The organism is Streptomyces sp. KR80 (genome assembly GCF_052245555.1).
In the GTDB taxonomy this organism is placed as follows: domain Bacteria; phylum Actinomycetota; class Actinomycetes; order Streptomycetales; family Streptomycetaceae; genus Streptomyces.
Genome location: NZ_JBQQCD010000006.1, coordinates 51,078 through 67,358, shown reverse-complemented (window position 1 = coordinate 67,358; position 16,281 = coordinate 51,078). Strand labels below are relative to the sequence as shown.

Below are 16,281 nucleotides of genomic sequence, written 5' to 3'. Positions count from 1 at the left end.
CCCTCTTTATCCGTCCTGTCGGATGGAGACCGCATATGGCAGGCATCGAGCGCGGCGGACGCGCACCCGGGCGCGTCCCGCTCCGGGCGGCCATGACAGGGGTCCTGCTCGCCGGCACGCTCGGCGGAAGCACCGCCGCACCCGCCGCCGCGGAGCGCATGGAGCACACCGGCCCGGCCGCGCTGACGAGCCTCGTCAACCCCTTCATCGGCACGCGCAACGAGGGCAATACGTTCCCGGGCGCCGCCGTTCCGTTCGGCATGGTCCAGCTCTCCCCCGACACGGGACACACCACGGGCTACGACTGGGACGACTCGCGGATCCGCGGGTTCTCGGCCGTCCACCTGGCGGGCGTGGGCTGCGCGATCGGTGGCGACCTGCCCATCATGCCCACCACGGGGGACATCGCCAGGACCGACAACGCGGCTTACGCGGCGGCCTTCAGCCACGACCGGGAGACCGCCTCCCCCGGCTACTACAAGGTCCAGCTCGCCGACTACGGCGGCATCACCGCCGAGTTGACGGCGACCCGGCGCACCGGCCGGCAGCGGTACACCTTCCCGGCCACCGACAAGGCCAACGTCCTGCTCAACGCCGGTCAGGCGCTGCACCGGGTCACCGAAAGCCGGGTGCGCGTTCTGGACGACCGCACCGTCGCCGCCACGGTCACCGGCAGCGGCTTCTGCCAGGAGAGCGGGCCGTACACGGTCCACACCATCACCCGGTTCGACCGCCCGTTCACCTCCCACGGCACATGGAACGGCGACCGGGTGAGCGCGGGCAGCGGCTCCTCCGTGGGCGCCGGCCGCCGCGGGGCGTACGTCCGGTTCGACACGACCCGGGGCGACCGGGACGTCGAGGCCGTGACCGCGATCAGCTACGTCGACCCGGACGGTGCGGCGCGGAACCTCGCCGCCGAGGGGAGGGGCTCCTTCGACGAGACGGCCGAGGCCGCACGCCGGGCGTGGGAGCGGCGGCTCGGCCGGATCCGGGTGCGCGGCGGGAGCGAGCAGCGACGGCGTACGTTCTACTCGGCGCTCTACCGGGCGCTGCTGCACCCCAACGTCGGCCAGGACACGGACGGCCGCTACACCGGCTGGGACCGGAAGATGCACCGGGCCCGGGGCTTCACGTACTACCAGAACTGGTCGCTGTGGGACACGTACCGGACCCAGGCCCAGCTGCTGGCCCTGCTCGCGCCCCAGGAGTCGCGGGACATGGCGCTGTCCCTGCTCACGGTCGACGAGCAGGGCGGCTGGCTGCCCAAGTGGGCCTACGCCACCGCCGAGACGAACATCATGACCGGCGACCCCGTGACGCCGTTCCTGACCGGCGCCTACCGCCAGGGGCTGCTGGCGGGCCATGAGGAGGAGACCTACCGAGTGCTGCGGAAGAACGCCGACGGCGTGCCGCCCGCCGACTCCCCGTACGTGGGCCGGGAGGGCAACCGCCAGTACCTCGAGCACGGTTACGTCCCCCACCTGCCGGGACGCCCCAAGGACAAGCCCGGTGACTCCGACTTCCACCACGGCGCCTCCGCGACCTTGGAGTACGCGCTGGCCGACGCGGGGCTGGCGGAGATGGCACGGGAGCTGGGCCATCGGGACGACGCCGAGCGGTACGCGGCCCGGGCCCGGAACTACCGCAGGATCTTCGACCCCGCCACGGGCTTCTTCCGGGCCCGGGACGCCCAGGGCGCGTTCACCGAATCACCCGACCCGGCGCAGGGCACGGGATTCCACGAGGGCACGTCCTGGCAGTACATGTGGCTGGTGCCGCAGGATATGCCGGGGCTGATCTCCCTCATCGGCGGCCGGGAGGCGACGGAGCGGCGGCTGGACTCCTTCTTCGCGTACGAGCGGCTGCGCAAGGACCCGGAGGGCACCGCGCGCGAGGTGTGGGTGGCCGGCCCGTACGACTACTACAACGCCGACAAGTACAACCCGCAGAATGAGCCGGACCTCATCGCCCCGTACACCTATCTGTCCACCGGGCATCCCGGGAAGACGACCGATGTCGTGCACGCGGCGCTCACGCTGTTCACCGATGCTCCCGACGGCGTCACGGGCAACGACGATCTGGGGACCATGTCGTCGTGGATGGTGCTGTCCTCGATGGGCGTGTTCCCGGTCTTCCCGGGCACGGACGTCTGGGGTCTGTCCACGCCCGTGTTCGAGCAGGTGGATGTCGCGCTGGATCGCCGGTGGTACCCGAGCGGCCGCTTCCGGATCTCGGCACCGGGAACGAACAGCACGCGCCGCCATGTGCGGTCGGTGACGCTCGGCGGACGGGACCTGGCGAAGACGTGGATCACGACCGAGGACATCCGGGCCGGGCGCAACCTGGCGTTCCGCGTCGGCGCCGAGCCGTCCGGGTGGGGCACGGGCCCTCAGGACGCGCCGCCGCCCACCGGCTGAGCGGGCGGCGAGGAGACGCCAGGCTGGGTGGCGGCGTGCCCGAAGACCGCGGACCTACCCTGGAAGCAGCAGGTGAGGTGGTGTCGGTCCGCCCCTCCGGAGGAGGCCACCATGAGTGACGACGGCCGCTACCCCGTCCCGGGTGGTGCCGGTGGGCAGGAGGACTCTCATTCTCCCGCGCCCCGGTCGCGCTCCGGCCTCTCCGGTCGCCGCCGCCCGCGCACCGGCACGGAGCCGATGACCGCGCGCAGCGCGCTCGGGCTGAGGCTGCTGCTGTCGGCGATCTACACACCGCTGTTCCTGGCGGGGGCGGTGCTCTTCGCGTGGTGGGCGGCCCGGTCCGATGCGGGCAGCTCTCCCAGTTCCGGTGCGCTGGGGGCGGTCGCGATCGTGTGCGCCGTGATGTCCCTGCTGGCCCTGGCGGACCTGACGGTCGTACAGCACCGGCGCAGGAATGAGCGCATGCGACGGCGGGGCCGCTAAGGCTGCGCGTCGCGCGCCCGCCGAGCCGTGCCCGCCTTGGGCGCTCGCTCAGCCCGTCCTCAGCCCGTCGTCTCCTCGCCCGCTTCCTCGGTGGCCCGCTCCTCCGGCAGCAGCGCCCGGATGTCACTGGGCAGCGCGCGGTGGAGCCGGTGCATCAGTCCGGGACTCACCGCGGCGTCCAGCACCTCGAACATGACCGCCGCATCCTGCAGCGCGACCTCCTCGGAGACACCTGCGCGCCAGGCGATCCGCCCCGCGAAGCCCGTGATGTCGAACCGTTCACCGTGGTCGCGCCAGTACGCGCGCTGCTGCGGCGAGCCCTCGTGGGCAACGGTGATCCGGCGGAGCGCCTCCCCCGCCTCAATGGGCAGCTGCGCCGCCAGGTGATCGGCCAGGCCGCCGGGGATCCGCTCGGCGAGCGTCTCGAGGGTGGCCCGTACGGCCCGCTCCGCCGCCTGCCGGTCGGGCAGCTGTGCCCGGATCTGCACCTGTCCGGTCAGCTCGTCGTAGCGCATGATCACCACCGCCTCGGATGAGTGCGGATTCCGCCCGCCACCAGCCGGGTGTCCCGTCGGCGGCCCCTCGACACCTGCCCCGCGGCCGGGCGCCCGTGCTCCCCCTGGGGGTACTCCCCCAGCTGCCTCCCCTAGCTACCGCTGGGTGGGGGTACCCCCAGGGAGGCGCCCCGCTGCCGAAATTCCGTGGCCCGTGAGGTGTGAAAACGGTGTCCGGGGCGCACTCGGCAGCCATGACCGACAAGTATCCGGAACGGGGGCCGGAACCGGAGCCGAAGCCCGGACCCACTCCCGGTCCGTCGGAGCCCAGCGGTGCGACCGGTCGGCCGGAACCAGGTGAGGCACCCGGCAGGCCCGAGCCAGGCGAGGTGCCAGGCTCGCCCGAACCGGGCGAGGCGCCCGAGCGGCCCGAACCGGTGGGTGTGCCGCCCGGGGAGACCCCACCGGGCGAGGACAGCCTCTCCGGTGCGGGACCGCGGGAGACGTACAACCCGGTCAAGGGCTGGGGACCCGGGCCGTTGATCGCGCTGGTGGTCCTGGTCCTCTTGTTCGCCGTGTTCTTCCTGGTCGGCTACCTGACCCGTTGACTTCCCTCCCGGCTGAAGCAGGGAGATTCCCCTCGCGGGTTGAGCTTTCTGCTTCACAGCCGATCGCCGACCCGAACTAACGGCGAGGGACGGTGTGCCGCCCATCGGTCTTACACCGGCTCCACAGACCTGACTTCCCGCCAGCCCGGCGGTAGGCCCGGCCGGCGCCCGCGCTCAGGCCGCCGTCCTGACCAAGCGACGGGCGGCCGCCACGATGGCGTCCGCGTCGATGTCTGCCGCGTGCAGCTGCTGGTCAGGGGTGGCCGAGGCCGGCATCGTCCGCACGGCGAGCCGGGTCGTCCGGGGCGCGGGCCGGCCGTCGGCGAAGGCCTCGGCCACCGCGTCGCCCAGCCCGCCCTCGGGGTGGTGGTCCTCGACGGTGACCACGCATCCCGTGACCTCGGCGGCCCTGCGAAGCGCCGTGGTGTCCGCCGGTTTGAGCGAGTACAGGTCGATCACCCGGGCCGGCAGCCCCTCCTCGGCGAGCCGCCCCGCCGCGGCCAGCGCCTCGTGGACGGTCACCCCGGCGGCGACCAGGGTGACCCGGTCCTCCTCCGACGAGCGCAGCAGCCTGCTGCCACCGATCGGGAACTCCTCATCGGGCCCGTAGATGACCGGGGTGTCGCCGCGGGTGGTGCGGAGATAGCCGATCCCCGGCCGATCGGCCAGTGCGGCGGTCAGCCGGGCGGTCTGGTTGGCGTCGCACGGGTAGAGCACGGTGCTGCCGTGCACGGCACGGAAGAGCGCTAGGTCCTCCAGCCCCATCTGGGACGGCCCGTCCTCGCCGATGGACACTCCTCCGTGCGAGCCGACCACCACGAGGTGGGCGCGGCTCACCGAGGCCATGCGCAGAAAGTCGTGGGCGCGGGTGAGGAACGCGGCGAAGGTGGCGACGTACGGCACCCAGCCGCGCACCTGCACACCCACCGCGGCGGCGACGAGCTGCTGCTCGGCGATGTAGCACTCGAGATACCGGTCGGGGTGGTCCTTGGCGAAGAACTCGGACCGGGTGGAGTCCCCGACTTCGCCGTCGAGGACCACCACATCGCCGCGCGCCGCACCGAGGGCCGCCAGCGCCTGCCCGAACGCCGTACGCGTCGCGGCCTTGCTCCCGATGTCGAAGCGCGGCAGCTCGAGAACGCTCATGACGCGCCGGGGGTCACGGACCTGGGGCGGGGCGTGCGGTTCGACGCGCAGATCGCGGATGCCGCCCAGCTCGGCGACGGCCTCCGCGGCGTCCGGCAACGGCTTGCCGTGGAAGCCCTCGCGGTCCTCCACCGCCGCGACGCCCCGGCCCTTCACCGTGCGGGCGATGATCGCAGTGGGCCGCAGCGCCGTGGACCGGGCCTCGGCGTAGGCCTCGTCGATCGCGTCGACGTCATGGCCGTCGATCTCGACGGTGTGCCATCCGAAGGCCTGGATCCGCCGGGCATAGGCGCCCAGGTCCCACTCGTGGCGGGTGGGACCGCGCTGGCCGAGCCGGTTGACGTCGATCACGGCGGTGAGGTTGTCCAGCCGCTCGTGTCCGGCGTGCTCCACCGCCTCCCACACCGAGCCCTCGGCCATCTCGCTGTCCCCGCACAGCACCCAGACGTGGTACGGCAGGTGATCGAGCCGTTTGCCGGCCAGGGCCAGGCCGACACCGACCGGGAGCCCCTGTCCGAGGGAGCCGGTGGCCGTGTCGACCCAGGGAAGGCAGGGGGTCGGATGCCCCTCCAGCCGGCTGCCGTGCTTGCGGAATTCGAGCAGTTCGTCGTCGGGGACCGCGCCCGCGGCCTTGTAGAGGGCGTAGAGCAGCGGTGATGCATGGCCCTTGGAGAAGACCAGATGGTCGTTGCCGGGGTGGTCCGGCCGGTCGAAGGAGTAGCGCAGATGGTTCGCCAGCAGGACGGCCACCAGATCCGCCGCCGACATCGACGACGTGGGGTGACCGGAACCGGCGGCATCGGCGGCCCGTACGGCGTCCACGCGAAGCTGCTGGCCGAGCTCGCACAACTGATCGTGATCCATGTCGAACCCTCCCCGGTCAGGACCGGCAACGAGTACCCTCCTGACCTGCACCCCACACCGCACGGCTCGACCGCTCCGGCGGTCGTCGACCCGCCGTCCGGTGGGCAGACCCGCGAACCGAAATTCGATGCACCCCAGATCCCTGTGCGATTACGTCCCCCTAATGAGGGTGGCGTAGGGTAGCGAAGCCAACAACTACCCGTTCATGTACGTGTGTTGACGGCTAGCCTGCGGTGCGCGCCGCCGTGTCCGTACTGGCTGATTGGAGAGGACTCCGATGCCTGAACCCCCTACCTATGCCGCGCACCCGGAGCCCGGACGGTATGCCGCGGCGCCGTCGGGGAAGAGGCACGGCAGGTTACCGGGCCACGAGTCGGCAGCCGACACCGCGACCAGGCGCCGGCTGATACGCCTCGCCTTGCTCCCCGGGCTGCTCGTCTCGGTGCTGTCGTTCGCCGTCATGATCTTCATCCTGCGGTCCCAGGAGGGCCACGCGGACGGTACGACCTGGGGAGTCCTGGTCGGAGCCGCCGTCCTCGGGCTCGGCGCCCTGCTGGGTGGCGCCGCGGCGGGCGACGCCGAGGCGCGCATCATGGCGCGGCGGTACGCGGCCCTGCGCCGGGCCGCCGCCCGCGGTCAGTCGGAGCTCCACGATCTGTTGCGGCGGCTGGGCCAGGGAGAGCGGATCCCGTCGCGGCCGCCCGCCCCGCTTCCCCCTCCCGGGGGCGACGCCCTGGACCTGCTCAACCACGAGCTCACGCAGGCACAGCACCAGGCCGAGGCCGCCCTGGTCCAGGCGGCACAGCTCCTCCGGGGCAGTTCCGCAGGCAGCGAGGAGAAGGTCGAGGTCTTCGTCAATCTCGCTCGGCGGCTGCAGTCCCTGGTCCACCGCGAGATCGAGCTCCTCGACGAGTTGGAGAACGAGGTGGAGGACCCGGATCTGCTCAAGGGTCTGTTCCATGTGGACCACCTCGCGACCCGCATCCGGCGGCACGCCGAGAACCTGGCGGTGCTCGGCGGCGCCATCTCCCGCCGCCAGTGGAGCCGTCCGGTCACCATGACAGAGGTGCTGCGCTCCTCGATCGCCGAGGTCGAGCAGTACTCGCGGGTCAAGCTCGTGCCGCCGATCGAGGGCACGCTACGCGGCCACGCGGTCGCGGACGTCATCCACCTGCTGGCCGAACTCGTCGAGAACGCGACGGTGTTCTCCGCCCCCCAGACCCAGGTGCTGCTGCGGGCGCAGCGGGTGTCGGCGGGACTTGCCATCGAGGTTGAGGACCGCGGTCTCGGCATGCCCCGGCAGGACCAGATGCGGATGAACGCGCTGCTGTCCGACCCCGACCACATCGACGTCGCCCAACTGCTGCAGGACGGGCGCATCGGTCTGTTCGTGGTCTCCGCCCTGGCCCGCCGCCACGGCATCGTCGTCCAGCTGCAGAGCAACATCTACGGCGGCGTCCAGGCCGTTCTCGTAGTGCCGCACGGGCTGCTCGGCGACGAGGACCCGTCCCCGGCCCAGCGCACCGCTCAGCCGCAGCCCGCCGCGGTGCCCGGCCCCCAGCCTGCCGCCGTGGCCTCCGCGCAGCACCCGGAGCGCCGCGCGGTGCAGCCGCCCGCGGCAGCACAGCAGCCGCTCGCCATGCCCGCCCCGATACCCCAGCAGCACGCGCGCGCAGCGGAACCGGCGCGGACATCCATCGGTCCCGGGGAGCTACTCGCCCCCCGCGACGGCGTCCCCGCCCACCCTGCCGACGCTCGAGGGGAGCGACCCGAACTGCCGCGCCGGCGGCGCCAGGAGCACATCGTCCCGGAGCTCCGGGACGAACCGACCGTTCGCACTCGAACGACGGGGGACGAGCAGGAGTCGGAACACGACCCGGATCTGATGGCTGCGTTCCGGCGGGGCGTCGATCGGGCCGAAACTCCGGACACACCCGACGAGAGTCCCGCCGACAGCTCTCGCTAACCGCAGGCTCTTACACCTCACCCCCAAGGAGAAGATCGCCCCCATGGTGAGCGACATGCGTACCGGCCAGACCACGGATTTGTCCTGGCTCCTGACCGGCCTCGTCCAGCGCGTACCTCACACCCGCAACGCGCTGTTGCTGTCCTCCGACGGACTGGTCAAGGCCGTACACGGCCTTGAGACCGATGCTGCCGACCACATGGCAGCCCTGGCCTCCGGCCTGTACTCCCTCGCCCGCAGCGCCGGAATGCGCTTCGGCGACGGCGGAGAGGTACGGCAGGTGGTCGTGGAACTCGACACCACGCTGCTGTTCGTCTCCACCGCCGGGTCCGGCGCCTGCCTGGCCGTCCTGGCCGAACGCGAGGCGGATGCGGCCGTGCTCGGCTACGAGATGGCCATGCTGGTCAAGAGCGTCCGCCCGTACCTCGGCACGCCCGCCCGCCAGGCGGTGGGCGCCCCGCGAACGCCCGGCGCCCCGCACGACACAGGGCTGTAGAGGATGGGGGAAGCGCGGGACGGGATGTGGCTGGACGACGCGGCCGGACGATTAGTCAGGCCGTACACGGTCAGCAATGGGCGCACCCGTCCCACGGCGCACTTCGACCTTCTCACCATGGTGATGTCGACCGGCAGCCAGCCGAAGAACGACCTCGGCCCGGACCACGCCCAGGTCCTGGGACTGTGCGGCGGGCCGATGTCGGTGGCCGAAGTGGCCGCCCACGTCCGGCTCCCCGCCGTTGTCACCAAAGTCCTGCTGTCCGATCTCGTGGACTGCGGCGCGCTCACCACCCGTGCGCCGCGGCCCGTCGCGACGGCGTCCCCTTCCGACCGAGACCTCCTGGAGGCGGTGCTGCATGGTCTTCGCAAACGGCTCTGACCCCTTTCCCACCGCCCTGAAGATCCTCATAGCCGGCGGCTTCGGGGTGGGCAAGACCACCTTCGTCGGCGCGGTGAGCGAAATCGATCCGCTGAGCACCGAGGAGTTACTCACCCAGGTGAGTGCTCGTACGGACAGCCTGGAGGGCGTCGAGGACAAGACGACCACCACGGTGGCGATGGACTTCGGGCGGATCACCCTGGACCGGAACCACGTGCTCTATCTGTTCGGCACGCCGGGTCAGGAACGGTTCTGGTTCATGTGGGACGAGCTGTCCAACGGCGCGCTCGGCGCCGTCATCCTCGCGGACACCCGTCGGCTGGACCACTGTTTCGCGGCCGTTGACTTCTTCGAGCGGCGTGGTATCGGCTTCATCGTGGCGGTCAACGAGTTCGACGGGGCGTTCCACTACGACGCCGAGGAGGTCCGCGCGGCCATAGACCTCAAACCCGATGTGCCCGTCGTGATGTGTGACGCACGGCAGTGCAACTCCGGCACCCAGGTGCTGGTGGCACTGGTACAGCACCTGCTCAGTTCTGCCCCCGGCACGCCGGTGGCGTAACCCGCCCCGCTGCGCAGGCCACCGGTCGGCGCAACCGAATCCGCTGTCGAACGGAGCTCCCATGTCCGCCCCCATCCCCTACACGCAGTTCGACCCGACGAGCTATCTGCTCCTCACACCCGAGGACAGCGACGCACCGGCCCGGGTAGCCAGGCTGCGCGAGCTCGGGATAGGAGACACCCCTGTCCCGGAGTTCGACGACTTCGCGCGGGAGCTGGCCCGAATCACCGGGGCGCCGTACGCGATGGTCAACTTCATCGACGAGAACCGCCAGTACTTCGCGGGGCTCTACACACCGGGCGAGGGCCAGTCCGGTGTGGAGCTGGATCCGCAGCAGGCGCAGCCGGGCCGGGTGATGTCCCGGGATCACGGCTACTGCCCGCATGTCATCGTCCGGCGCAAGGCGCTGGTTCTGGAGGACGTGTGCGACTATCCGCGGTTCGCGGGGAATCCGGTCGTGGACGAGATCGGCATCCGGTCCTATCTCGGTGCGCCGCTGATCGACCACACGGGCATGGCGATCGGCACGATCTGCGTCGTGGACCAGGAGCCCCGGCCGTGGGGGCGGCAGGGTCTGGAGACCATCAAGTCGATGGCGGCCCAGCTGGTCGAGGGGATCAATCAGCGGGATCTGGGACTCCGGCGCTGATCTGAAGCGTGGGGAGTTCCCCTCCGGACAGGGAAGGTCCCAGGGGCGCCTGAGCGTTGGCGCGGTCCTGTGGTCGCCGTGGGTGTGGTGCCACGGTGAGGGAGTCGCGGGCACGGTGCTGTGCCCGCGACTCCTTCGGTCTTACGCGGGCTGCCCGGCCGGCTCCAGCTGCACGAGATCGGCGAGGCGCTCGGACCACTGTCCCTTGGCCGTTCCCATGGCCAACTCGCCGAGGCGCAGGAGCTGGATGTCCGAGGTCCCGGCTGGGGCGAAGATGTGGAAGGCGTCGCGCAGATAGCGTTCGATGGGGCGGTCGGTGTAGAGCCCGCAGGCGGCGTGGATTTCCATGGCATTGCGCGCCGAGTCGAGCGCGTACTCCACATTGAGGAGCTTGGCGTTCATCAGCTCCGCGTCGCACGGCAGTCCGAGGTCGAGCAGATGGACGGCATGGTATGCCGCCAGCCGCGCGGTCATCAGCCGGGACTGCATCTGACCGAGCTTGAGCTTGATGGAGCCCAGTTCGCCCAGCGGCTTGCCGTAGCGCTCCCGCTCGATGCAGAACGCGGTCGTCTCGTCCAGGATCGCCTGGTGGATGCCGAGGGAGACCGCAGCGAGGTTGGCCCGGCCGTACAGCACGCTGGAGGAGTACGCGACAGACAGGCCCTGACCCTCCTCCCCGAGCAGATTCGCGGCGGGTACCCGGCAGTCGTCGAATCTCAGCTCCCCGAAGCTGAAGCCGTGCAGGCCCATCGCCGGCTGCTGTTCGGCGAGATAGCAGCCCGGGGTGTCGGCCTCGACGAGGAAGGCCGACAGCCCCTTGGAGCCGGGGCCGGTACGGACGACGACGCCGTGCAGATCGCCGACGTGACTGTTGCCGACGAAGACCTTGCGCCCGTTGAGGAGGTAGGTGTCGCCGTCGCGGACGGCGATGCTCTCCATCCCCAGGACGTGCCCGCCCGACTGAGGTTCCGTCACCGCGATCGTCGGCAGGCACTCGCCGGCCGCGATCCGGGGGAGCCAGGTCTTCTTCTGGATCTCGTTGCCGTAGTGGATGATCTTGGCGACGCCGAGCTGGGAGGCCTGAACCATGGCACCCATTGCGCCGCTGACCCTGGAGAGTTCCTCGATGATGATGGTCTTCGCCAGATGACCGGCTGCCATGCCGCCGTAGCTCTCGTCGATGGTTGCCCCGATCCAGCCCTGCCGGGCGATGAGCCGCGACAGGTCCCGGGAGACGGTGCGCGACGCCTCCATCTCCGCAATTCGGGGCCGCACATGACACTCGGCGAACTCGTGTACGCGTTGACGCAAATCGTGATGTCGGCGGTTTGTGAAGTAGCGTTCCACGACGAGCCCTCCTCCGCGCTCCCCCCGCGCCCGGGCCGGACGCGAAGGTCGTTCGTCGGGCAGTGGTCCCCGTCCACCAGGCTGGCCGACAGCAATATCGTCTACAAGTCGACACCACTAGCCAAGATCGTTGTCCGGCTTTGGCTGAAACCCTCTGTGTTGTCTTCTGGGCCCAACTGTGCAATGTGCTACGGCAGTTGCTCTTGATGCAGGGATCGTGCAGAGGTCGTTGTGCGACTTCGCGCGGACCTGTCCGCGCCTCGCCACCGGCCTGCCCACCAGGCAATTGCCGGGCGGGCAGGCCGCCTTGAGGGCTCCGGGAAGGACGCCGCCGAGACCGCTGCACGAGGGGCTGACACCCGATCTCGTGGTGCCCTGCATTTCAGCCGCAGTCGAACGGCGCTCCGGAGCACTTGCCGGTGGACATGTGCTTCCGTGCGCCCCCTCTTCGCTCCTCATGGGGACTTCTGTGACTACTGAGGAACGGGAGGCGCTGGTCGCTCCGACGCCTTCCCCAGCGCGCCACCGATTTCAGGACAGCTGCGTTCGCCCAGCAGACGCCTGACATGCGGGATGCTCTCCCCACGGGACACCTCGACGGTGCCGATCCGAAACGTCAGGAGATCCGCGCATCCGGCTACGTACGCGGCGGCGAACTCCGCACTCCGGGTTGTGCACGGTGGAGCGAGCCCGGGTCCGGACCCGCACCTAGCCTCGGCGCATCGGCAACCCGGACGAGGAGGCGGCGACGGTGAACTGGCTCATCCACGATTACCGCGAGGACGATCTGGCGGCGGTGGTCCATCTGATCGACACCACGGCCGAGCTGGGCCAGGAATCCGTGTTCTCCCTCGCCGAGTGCATCAGTGCACTCACCGCGCGCCAGCCGGCCGTGGTCGCCGTCCACCAGGGCACGCCCATCGGCGCGGCGCTCGCCTGTGTGGCCGGCGACCGGGCATGGGTGATGCGGATCGCCATCGCCTCGGCCTGGCGCGGCCGGGGCCTGGCGAGCGCGCTGCTGATGGAGCTGGAGCGGCGGCTGATCGCGGCGCGGGTACGGCGTATCGCCTACGTGCTTCCCGAGGAGGACCTGTTCGGCCAGGGGCTGCTGAAGGCGGGGTACCTGCGGCGTCCAGCGGTCGCGTACTTCGAGAAGACCGAGCCGCTGACCGGTCCCGCCGCCGGCGTCCTGGAGGAGCTGGGCGGCCGCGTGCTGCCGGGCGACCTGTGGGGCAAGGTCGCGGGCATGGAGGCCGAGAAGGACTTGATCGAACGGCGGGTCGTACTGCCGCTCGCCGAGCCCGAGCGAGCCTCCCGGCACGGGGTGCGGCCGCCGCGCGCGATCGCGCTGTTCGGACCGCCGGGGACGGGCAAGACGACCTTCGCCCGGGGCATCGCCTCCAAGCTGGGCTGGCCGTTCGTGGAGCTGCTGCCGTCCCGGCTCGCCGACGAGGGCAATCTGGCGAACGCGCTGCGTACCGCGTTCGCCCGGATAGGCGAGCTGGAGCGGGTGCTGGTCTTCATCGACGAGGTGGAGGAGATCGCGCCCACGCGCGGCGAAGGCGCCCTCCCGGGCTCGGGCATGCACGGCGTCACCAATGAACTGCTCAAGCTCATCCCCGGGTTCCGGGAGGGCGACGAACGGCTGCTGGTCTGCGCGACCAACTCGATCCGATCGCTCGATCCGGCGTTTCTGCGGCCCGGCCGGTTCGACTATCTGATCCCGATCGGCACGCCGGACCGGGCGGCCCGGTCCGCGATCTGGTCGCGGTACGCCGACGGGCGCGCCGACGTCGACCTGGACGCGCTGGTGGGGGCGAGCGAGCTGTTCACCCCCGCGGACATCGAGCACGCGGCCCGGATCGCCGCCCAGGCCGCCTTCGAGCGCGACCTCGCCCAGGCGGCAGGCGCGGCGCCCGGCGGCGCCGGTCCGGGCCGGACGGGGGCCGGCACCGAGGACTACCTCGCGGCCCTCGCCCAGTGCAGGCCCACGGTCACGCCCGCGATGATCGACGAGTTCACCGCCGACATCTCCGCCCACGCCCGGGTCTGACCCCCGGCGCGGAGCCCCCGTCCCGCCGCTGTCGGCCGTCTCCCACGCGCCGGGGCACCAGAAAGGCCTGGGCCACCGCCAGAACGCCCCGCGAGGCGTGTGAGGGGGCCACGAGCGGTCCGGCGGACAGAACCGGGGGCCCGAGCAGTAAGTGCCTTCCCTCCGGGAACCCGTCGCGTGACGACGAAGGAGGTCGGTCACATGCGTGAGGAGCGCGAGCCGCCGCCCGGGCGCCACGAGACCCGTGAACAACGAGCCGACCGCAGATGGGGTGAGCTGCTGCAGGAGGTGCGGGTCGCGCAGACGGGCGTCCAGATCCTGCTGGCCTTCCTGCTCATCGTCGCCTTCACGCCCCGCTTCACGGACCTGGGCGAAGCCGACCGCGACATCTACGTCGCGACCGTACTGCTCGGGGCCGCGGCCACCGGAGCCCTCATCGCCCCGGCCTCGTTCCACCGCATCGTCGCCGGCCGCCGGCTCAAGCCCGAGACGGTCGAGTGGGCGTCGCGTTTCACCATCGCCGGGCTGATCCTGCTCCTGTGCACCGTGGTCTCGGCGGTGCTGCTGGTACTCCGGATGGTCGTCTCCGACTGGCTGGCAATCTGGCTCGCGTTCGCCGTGCTGGTGTGGTTCGCGGGCTGCTGGTTCGTCCCGGCGCTCTGGCTGCGCCACCGGGCGCGCATCGGACGGTGAGAGCGACGCGCGCACCGGCGACATGCCGCCGGACGCCTCAGCCGTGCGGGAGGACGGGTGTCATGACCGCGGATCGGCCCCGACGCCGTGTCCGTTCTGAGCCGGAACGGTGTGGCCGTCGAATCGGTACTGCTGCGACTGCATCAGGAACATCTCCCGGAAGATCCCGGGGCCCGTGTCACTCGCCATGAGGGACGCGAAACTGCCGCTCTCGGCGAGGCGGCCGCCGTCGAGGACGTAGATCATGTCGGCGGCCTGGACGCTGTGCAGCCGGTGGGTGACCAGGATGATCGTCTGCCGGTCCGAGGCGAGGTCGCGGATCTGCCGGAACGCCTCGATCTCGGCAGCCGGGTCCATGCTGCTCGTCGGTTCGTCGCAGATGAGGATGTCGGCCTGCCGATAGAACGCGCGGGCGAGGGCGAGGCGTTGCCACTGCCCGCCCGAGAGCTCGACGCCTCCGTGGTAGCCGCGCTGACACAGCGTTTCCCAGCCACGCGGCAGCTCGTCGACCACCCTGCGCGCGTCGGCGTACGCGGCGGCGGCCTCCAGCCGGTCGGTGTCGCCGATCTCCGCCGGGCGGCTGACGGCGACGTTCGCCCGGGCGGTGAAGGGCCAGCGCTGGTAGTCCTGCAAAACCAGCGCGACGCGGTCGAAGACCTGGTCGCGGTCGAGGTCCCGCAGGTCGGTGCCGTCCCAGCGGATGCGTCCTGCGGTGGGGCAGTAGAGACCGGCGAGGAGCTTGCTGAGCGTGGTCTTGCCGCTGCCGTTCCGGCCGACCAGCGCGACGACTTGGCCACGCCGGATGGCGAGCGACACCGATTCCAGGGCGGGGGTGTCGCGGTCGGGGTACGTGAACGAGACCTGGTCGAACTCGATCAGGTCGGGCGGCTCGGGCACGGGGACTCCACCGGGCGGAATGGCCCGGCGCTCGGACTCCTCACGCGCCCTGATGAGGTCGTTGAGGAAGAGCGCCTGCTCGTACAGGTGATGGATGTTGGTGACCAGCCTGCGCAGTCCGCTCGTGCCGTTGCCGATGGCGAGGGCCGCGGTGGCGCCGGAGGCGAGCGGCAGGTGCCCGCGGGTGAGAAGCCAGCCGAGGACGGCGTAGGTGAACGCCGCCGTGACCCCGGAGAGAGCGGAGGTGAGCAGGTCCGTACCCGCCTCCCGGTGAGCGAGGCGGGTCTGCTCGCGCTCGGCCTCGACCGCCATGCGTTCGAACTGGCCGAGCAGAAAGCCGCCGGCGCCGTGCACGCGCAGCTCGGGGGCGGCTTCCTGAGAGATCAGCAGGCGCCGCAGCGTGGCTTGCTGGCGGACGTGTTCGAGCCAGACCTGGATGGACTCATAGGTGCACCGCGCGGCACGGACCGTGCCCCAGGCCTTCGGGATGACGACGACGATCAGCAGCGGCATCAGAACGGGGTGCAGCACGGCGAGGACGCCCGCTGCCGCGGCCAGGCCCATCAGCGCCTCGGCGATGCCGAGCGAGTGACCGATCAGGCGGCGGGCCGCGTCCTGGCCGTGCTGGCCCGAGTCGAGGACGGCGTGGAAGTCGGCCCGCTCGATGTGTTCCATCTCCACCCGGATCACCTTGCTCAGCATGCTGACCGCGGCGATCCGCTCGACCTTCGGCTCCAGGCGTCCGGCGGCGCCGAAGGAGACGGCCCGCAGGGTGGCGGCCAGGGCAGTGGCGGCCGCGACCCAGAACAGAGAGGGCACCGCCTCGCGTACCCGGTCCGCGGTGGGGCCGGTGGAGAACAGGTCGACCAGAACGCGGTTGGTGGCGAGCAGGCCGAAGGCCGTCGCGGCGCCCTGGCCGAGCTGCGCGACGGCCACCGCCAGCAGCGCCACCCGGTCGGCCTGCCAGGCCAGCTCGACGGTCAGCCGAATCAGCCGCGGGAGTTGGCGGAGGATCGCCAGGAAGGTGACGTCCAGCCGCGCCCCCTCGTGGGCGGTCCACCCCCACGCGCCTTTGAGCCGGCCGCCGAACAGCAGCTGCTCCGGCGGGGACGTCGGCGCGGCCGAGGCGCGGAAGCGGTGCGGCCACCTCATGCCGCACCTCGCCGGGAGACGCTCGTGATCGTCGGGAGAGCGTGGAGCACGGAGGCCTCCTCGGCATGACGGA

14 protein-coding genes are annotated in these 16,281 nt (G+C 71.2%); 10 read left to right on the top strand and 4 right to left on the bottom strand.

Annotation, left to right across the window (positions count from 1 at the left end; translation table 11 throughout):
• Positions 1 to 35 precede the first annotated feature (35 nt).
• The gene (locus ACTWQI_RS11425; RefSeq protein ID WP_443269703.1) at positions 36 to 2,417 is read left to right on the top strand and encodes a GH92 family glycosyl hydrolase; all 2,382 of its coding nucleotides are present in this window, start codon (positions 36 to 38) and stop codon (positions 2,415 to 2,417) included.
• Positions 2,418 to 2,528: 111 nt separating this feature from the next.
• Positions 2,529 to 2,900, top strand: coding sequence for a DUF6343 family protein (locus tag ACTWQI_RS11420; RefSeq protein WP_443269702.1), 372 nt, complete (start codon positions 2,529 to 2,531; stop codon positions 2,898 to 2,900).
• A gap of 59 nt (positions 2,901 to 2,959) precedes the next feature.
• Here the strand turns inward: ACTWQI_RS11420 and ACTWQI_RS11415 are convergent, their stop codons facing one another.
• Positions 2,960 to 3,415 (bottom strand): DUF2267 domain-containing protein, encoded by a 456-nt coding sequence (locus tag ACTWQI_RS11415; protein ID WP_443269701.1) that lies wholly within the window; start codon positions 3,413 to 3,415, stop codon positions 2,960 to 2,962.
• Positions 3,416 to 3,648: 233 nt separating this feature from the next.
• Here ACTWQI_RS11415 and ACTWQI_RS11410 point away from each other — a divergent pair, with 233 nt between their 5' ends.
• On the top strand, positions 3,649 to 4,002 hold the full coding sequence (locus ACTWQI_RS11410; protein ID WP_443269700.1) for a DUF6480 family protein: 354 nt from the start codon (positions 3,649 to 3,651) through the stop codon (positions 4,000 to 4,002).
• Between the two features lie 174 nt (positions 4,003 to 4,176).
• Here the strand turns inward: ACTWQI_RS11410 and ACTWQI_RS11405 are convergent, their stop codons facing one another.
• On the bottom strand, positions 4,177 to 6,012 hold the full coding sequence (locus ACTWQI_RS11405; protein WP_443269699.1) for a transketolase: 1,836 nt from the start codon (positions 6,010 to 6,012) through the stop codon (positions 4,177 to 4,179).
• Positions 6,013 to 6,289: 277 nt separating this feature from the next.
• On the opposite strand from ACTWQI_RS11405, the gene ACTWQI_RS11400 reads away from it, so the two are divergent.
• From ACTWQI_RS11400 to ACTWQI_RS11380, 5 genes are all read left to right on the top strand, one after another.
• Positions 6,290 to 7,978 carry an ATP-binding protein gene (locus tag ACTWQI_RS11400; RefSeq protein ID WP_443269698.1) on the top strand — a complete coding sequence of 563 codons (1,689 nt, stop codon included), beginning with the start codon at positions 6,290 to 6,292 and terminating at the stop codon, positions 7,976 to 7,978.
• 43 nt (positions 7,979 to 8,021) lie between these two features.
• Complete coding sequence (locus ACTWQI_RS11395; protein ID WP_443269697.1) at positions 8,022 to 8,474, top strand: roadblock/LC7 domain-containing protein; 453 nt, start codon at positions 8,022 to 8,024, stop codon at positions 8,472 to 8,474.
• Between the two features lie 3 nt (positions 8,475 to 8,477).
• Complete coding sequence (locus ACTWQI_RS11390; protein WP_443269696.1) at positions 8,478 to 8,855, top strand: DUF742 domain-containing protein; 378 nt, start codon at positions 8,478 to 8,480, stop codon at positions 8,853 to 8,855.
• Positions 8,833 to 9,417 carry a GTP-binding protein gene (locus ACTWQI_RS11385; protein ID WP_443269695.1) on the top strand — a complete coding sequence of 195 codons (585 nt, stop codon included), beginning with the start codon at positions 8,833 to 8,835 and terminating at the stop codon, positions 9,415 to 9,417. Before ACTWQI_RS11390 ends, ACTWQI_RS11385 begins: the two co-directional genes overlap by 23 nt.
• Before the next feature lie 61 nt (positions 9,418 to 9,478).
• Positions 9,479 to 10,066 (top strand): GAF domain-containing protein, encoded by a 588-nt coding sequence (locus ACTWQI_RS11380; protein WP_443269694.1) that lies wholly within the window; start codon positions 9,479 to 9,481, stop codon positions 10,064 to 10,066.
• Between the two features lie 141 nt (positions 10,067 to 10,207).
• On the opposite strand, the gene ACTWQI_RS11375 is transcribed toward ACTWQI_RS11380, so the two are convergent.
• Positions 10,208 to 11,413, bottom strand: a complete 1,206-nt coding sequence (locus tag ACTWQI_RS11375) for an acyl-CoA dehydrogenase family protein (protein WP_443269693.1) — start codon at positions 11,411 to 11,413, stop codon at positions 10,208 to 10,210.
• Positions 11,414 to 12,164: 751 nt separating this feature from the next.
• On the opposite strand from ACTWQI_RS11375, the gene ACTWQI_RS11370 reads away from it, so the two are divergent.
• Both ACTWQI_RS11370 and ACTWQI_RS11365 read left to right on the top strand, forming a co-directional pair.
• Positions 12,165 to 13,466 (top strand): ATP-binding protein, encoded by a 1,302-nt coding sequence (locus ACTWQI_RS11370; RefSeq protein ID WP_443269692.1) that lies wholly within the window; start codon positions 12,165 to 12,167, stop codon positions 13,464 to 13,466.
• A 201-nt stretch (positions 13,467 to 13,667) separates the two neighbouring features.
• Positions 13,668 to 14,159, top strand: a complete 492-nt coding sequence (locus tag ACTWQI_RS11365; RefSeq protein ID WP_443269691.1) for a DUF6328 family protein — start codon at positions 13,668 to 13,670, stop codon at positions 14,157 to 14,159.
• A 60-nt stretch (positions 14,160 to 14,219) separates the two neighbouring features.
• On the opposite strand, the gene ACTWQI_RS11360 is transcribed toward ACTWQI_RS11365, so the two are convergent.
• The gene (locus ACTWQI_RS11360; protein WP_443269690.1) at positions 14,220 to 16,208 is read right to left on the bottom strand and encodes an ATP-binding cassette domain-containing protein; all 1,989 of its coding nucleotides are present in this window, start codon (positions 16,206 to 16,208) and stop codon (positions 14,220 to 14,222) included.
• Positions 16,209 to 16,281: the final 73 nt, after the last annotated feature.

Bases quoted from the DNA above. Each gene is read 5' to 3' on its own strand.
- ACTWQI_RS11420 (WP_443269702.1), top strand. From the start codon at position 2,529: ATGAGTGACGACGGCCGCTACCCCGTCCCGGGTGGTGCCGGTGGGCAG.
- ACTWQI_RS11395 (WP_443269697.1), top strand. From the start codon at position 8,022: ATGGTGAGCGACATGCGTACCGGCCAGACCACGGATTTGTCCTGGCTC.
- ACTWQI_RS11380 (WP_443269694.1), top strand. From the start codon at position 9,479: ATGTCCGCCCCCATCCCCTACACGCAGTTCGACCCGACGAGCTATCTG.
- ACTWQI_RS11400 (WP_443269698.1), top strand. From the start codon at position 6,290: ATGCCTGAACCCCCTACCTATGCCGCGCACCCGGAGCCCGGACGGTAT.
- ACTWQI_RS11385 (WP_443269695.1), top strand. From the start codon at position 8,833: ATGGTCTTCGCAAACGGCTCTGACCCCTTTCCCACCGCCCTGAAGATC.
- ACTWQI_RS11415 (WP_443269701.1), bottom strand. From the start codon at position 3,415: ATGCGCTACGACGAGCTGACCGGACAGGTGCAGATCCGGGCACAGCTG.
- ACTWQI_RS11425 (WP_443269703.1), top strand. From the start codon at position 36: ATGGCAGGCATCGAGCGCGGCGGACGCGCACCCGGGCGCGTCCCGCTC.
- ACTWQI_RS11365 (WP_443269691.1), top strand. From the start codon at position 13,668: ATGCGTGAGGAGCGCGAGCCGCCGCCCGGGCGCCACGAGACCCGTGAA.
- ACTWQI_RS11405 (WP_443269699.1), bottom strand. From the start codon at position 6,012: ATGGATCACGATCAGTTGTGCGAGCTCGGCCAGCAGCTTCGCGTGGAC.
- ACTWQI_RS11410 (WP_443269700.1), top strand. From the start codon at position 3,649: ATGACCGACAAGTATCCGGAACGGGGGCCGGAACCGGAGCCGAAGCCC.
- ACTWQI_RS11390 (WP_443269696.1), top strand. From the start codon at position 8,478: ATGGGGGAAGCGCGGGACGGGATGTGGCTGGACGACGCGGCCGGACGA.
- ACTWQI_RS11360 (WP_443269690.1), bottom strand. From the start codon at position 16,208: ATGAGGTGGCCGCACCGCTTCCGCGCCTCGGCCGCGCCGACGTCCCCG.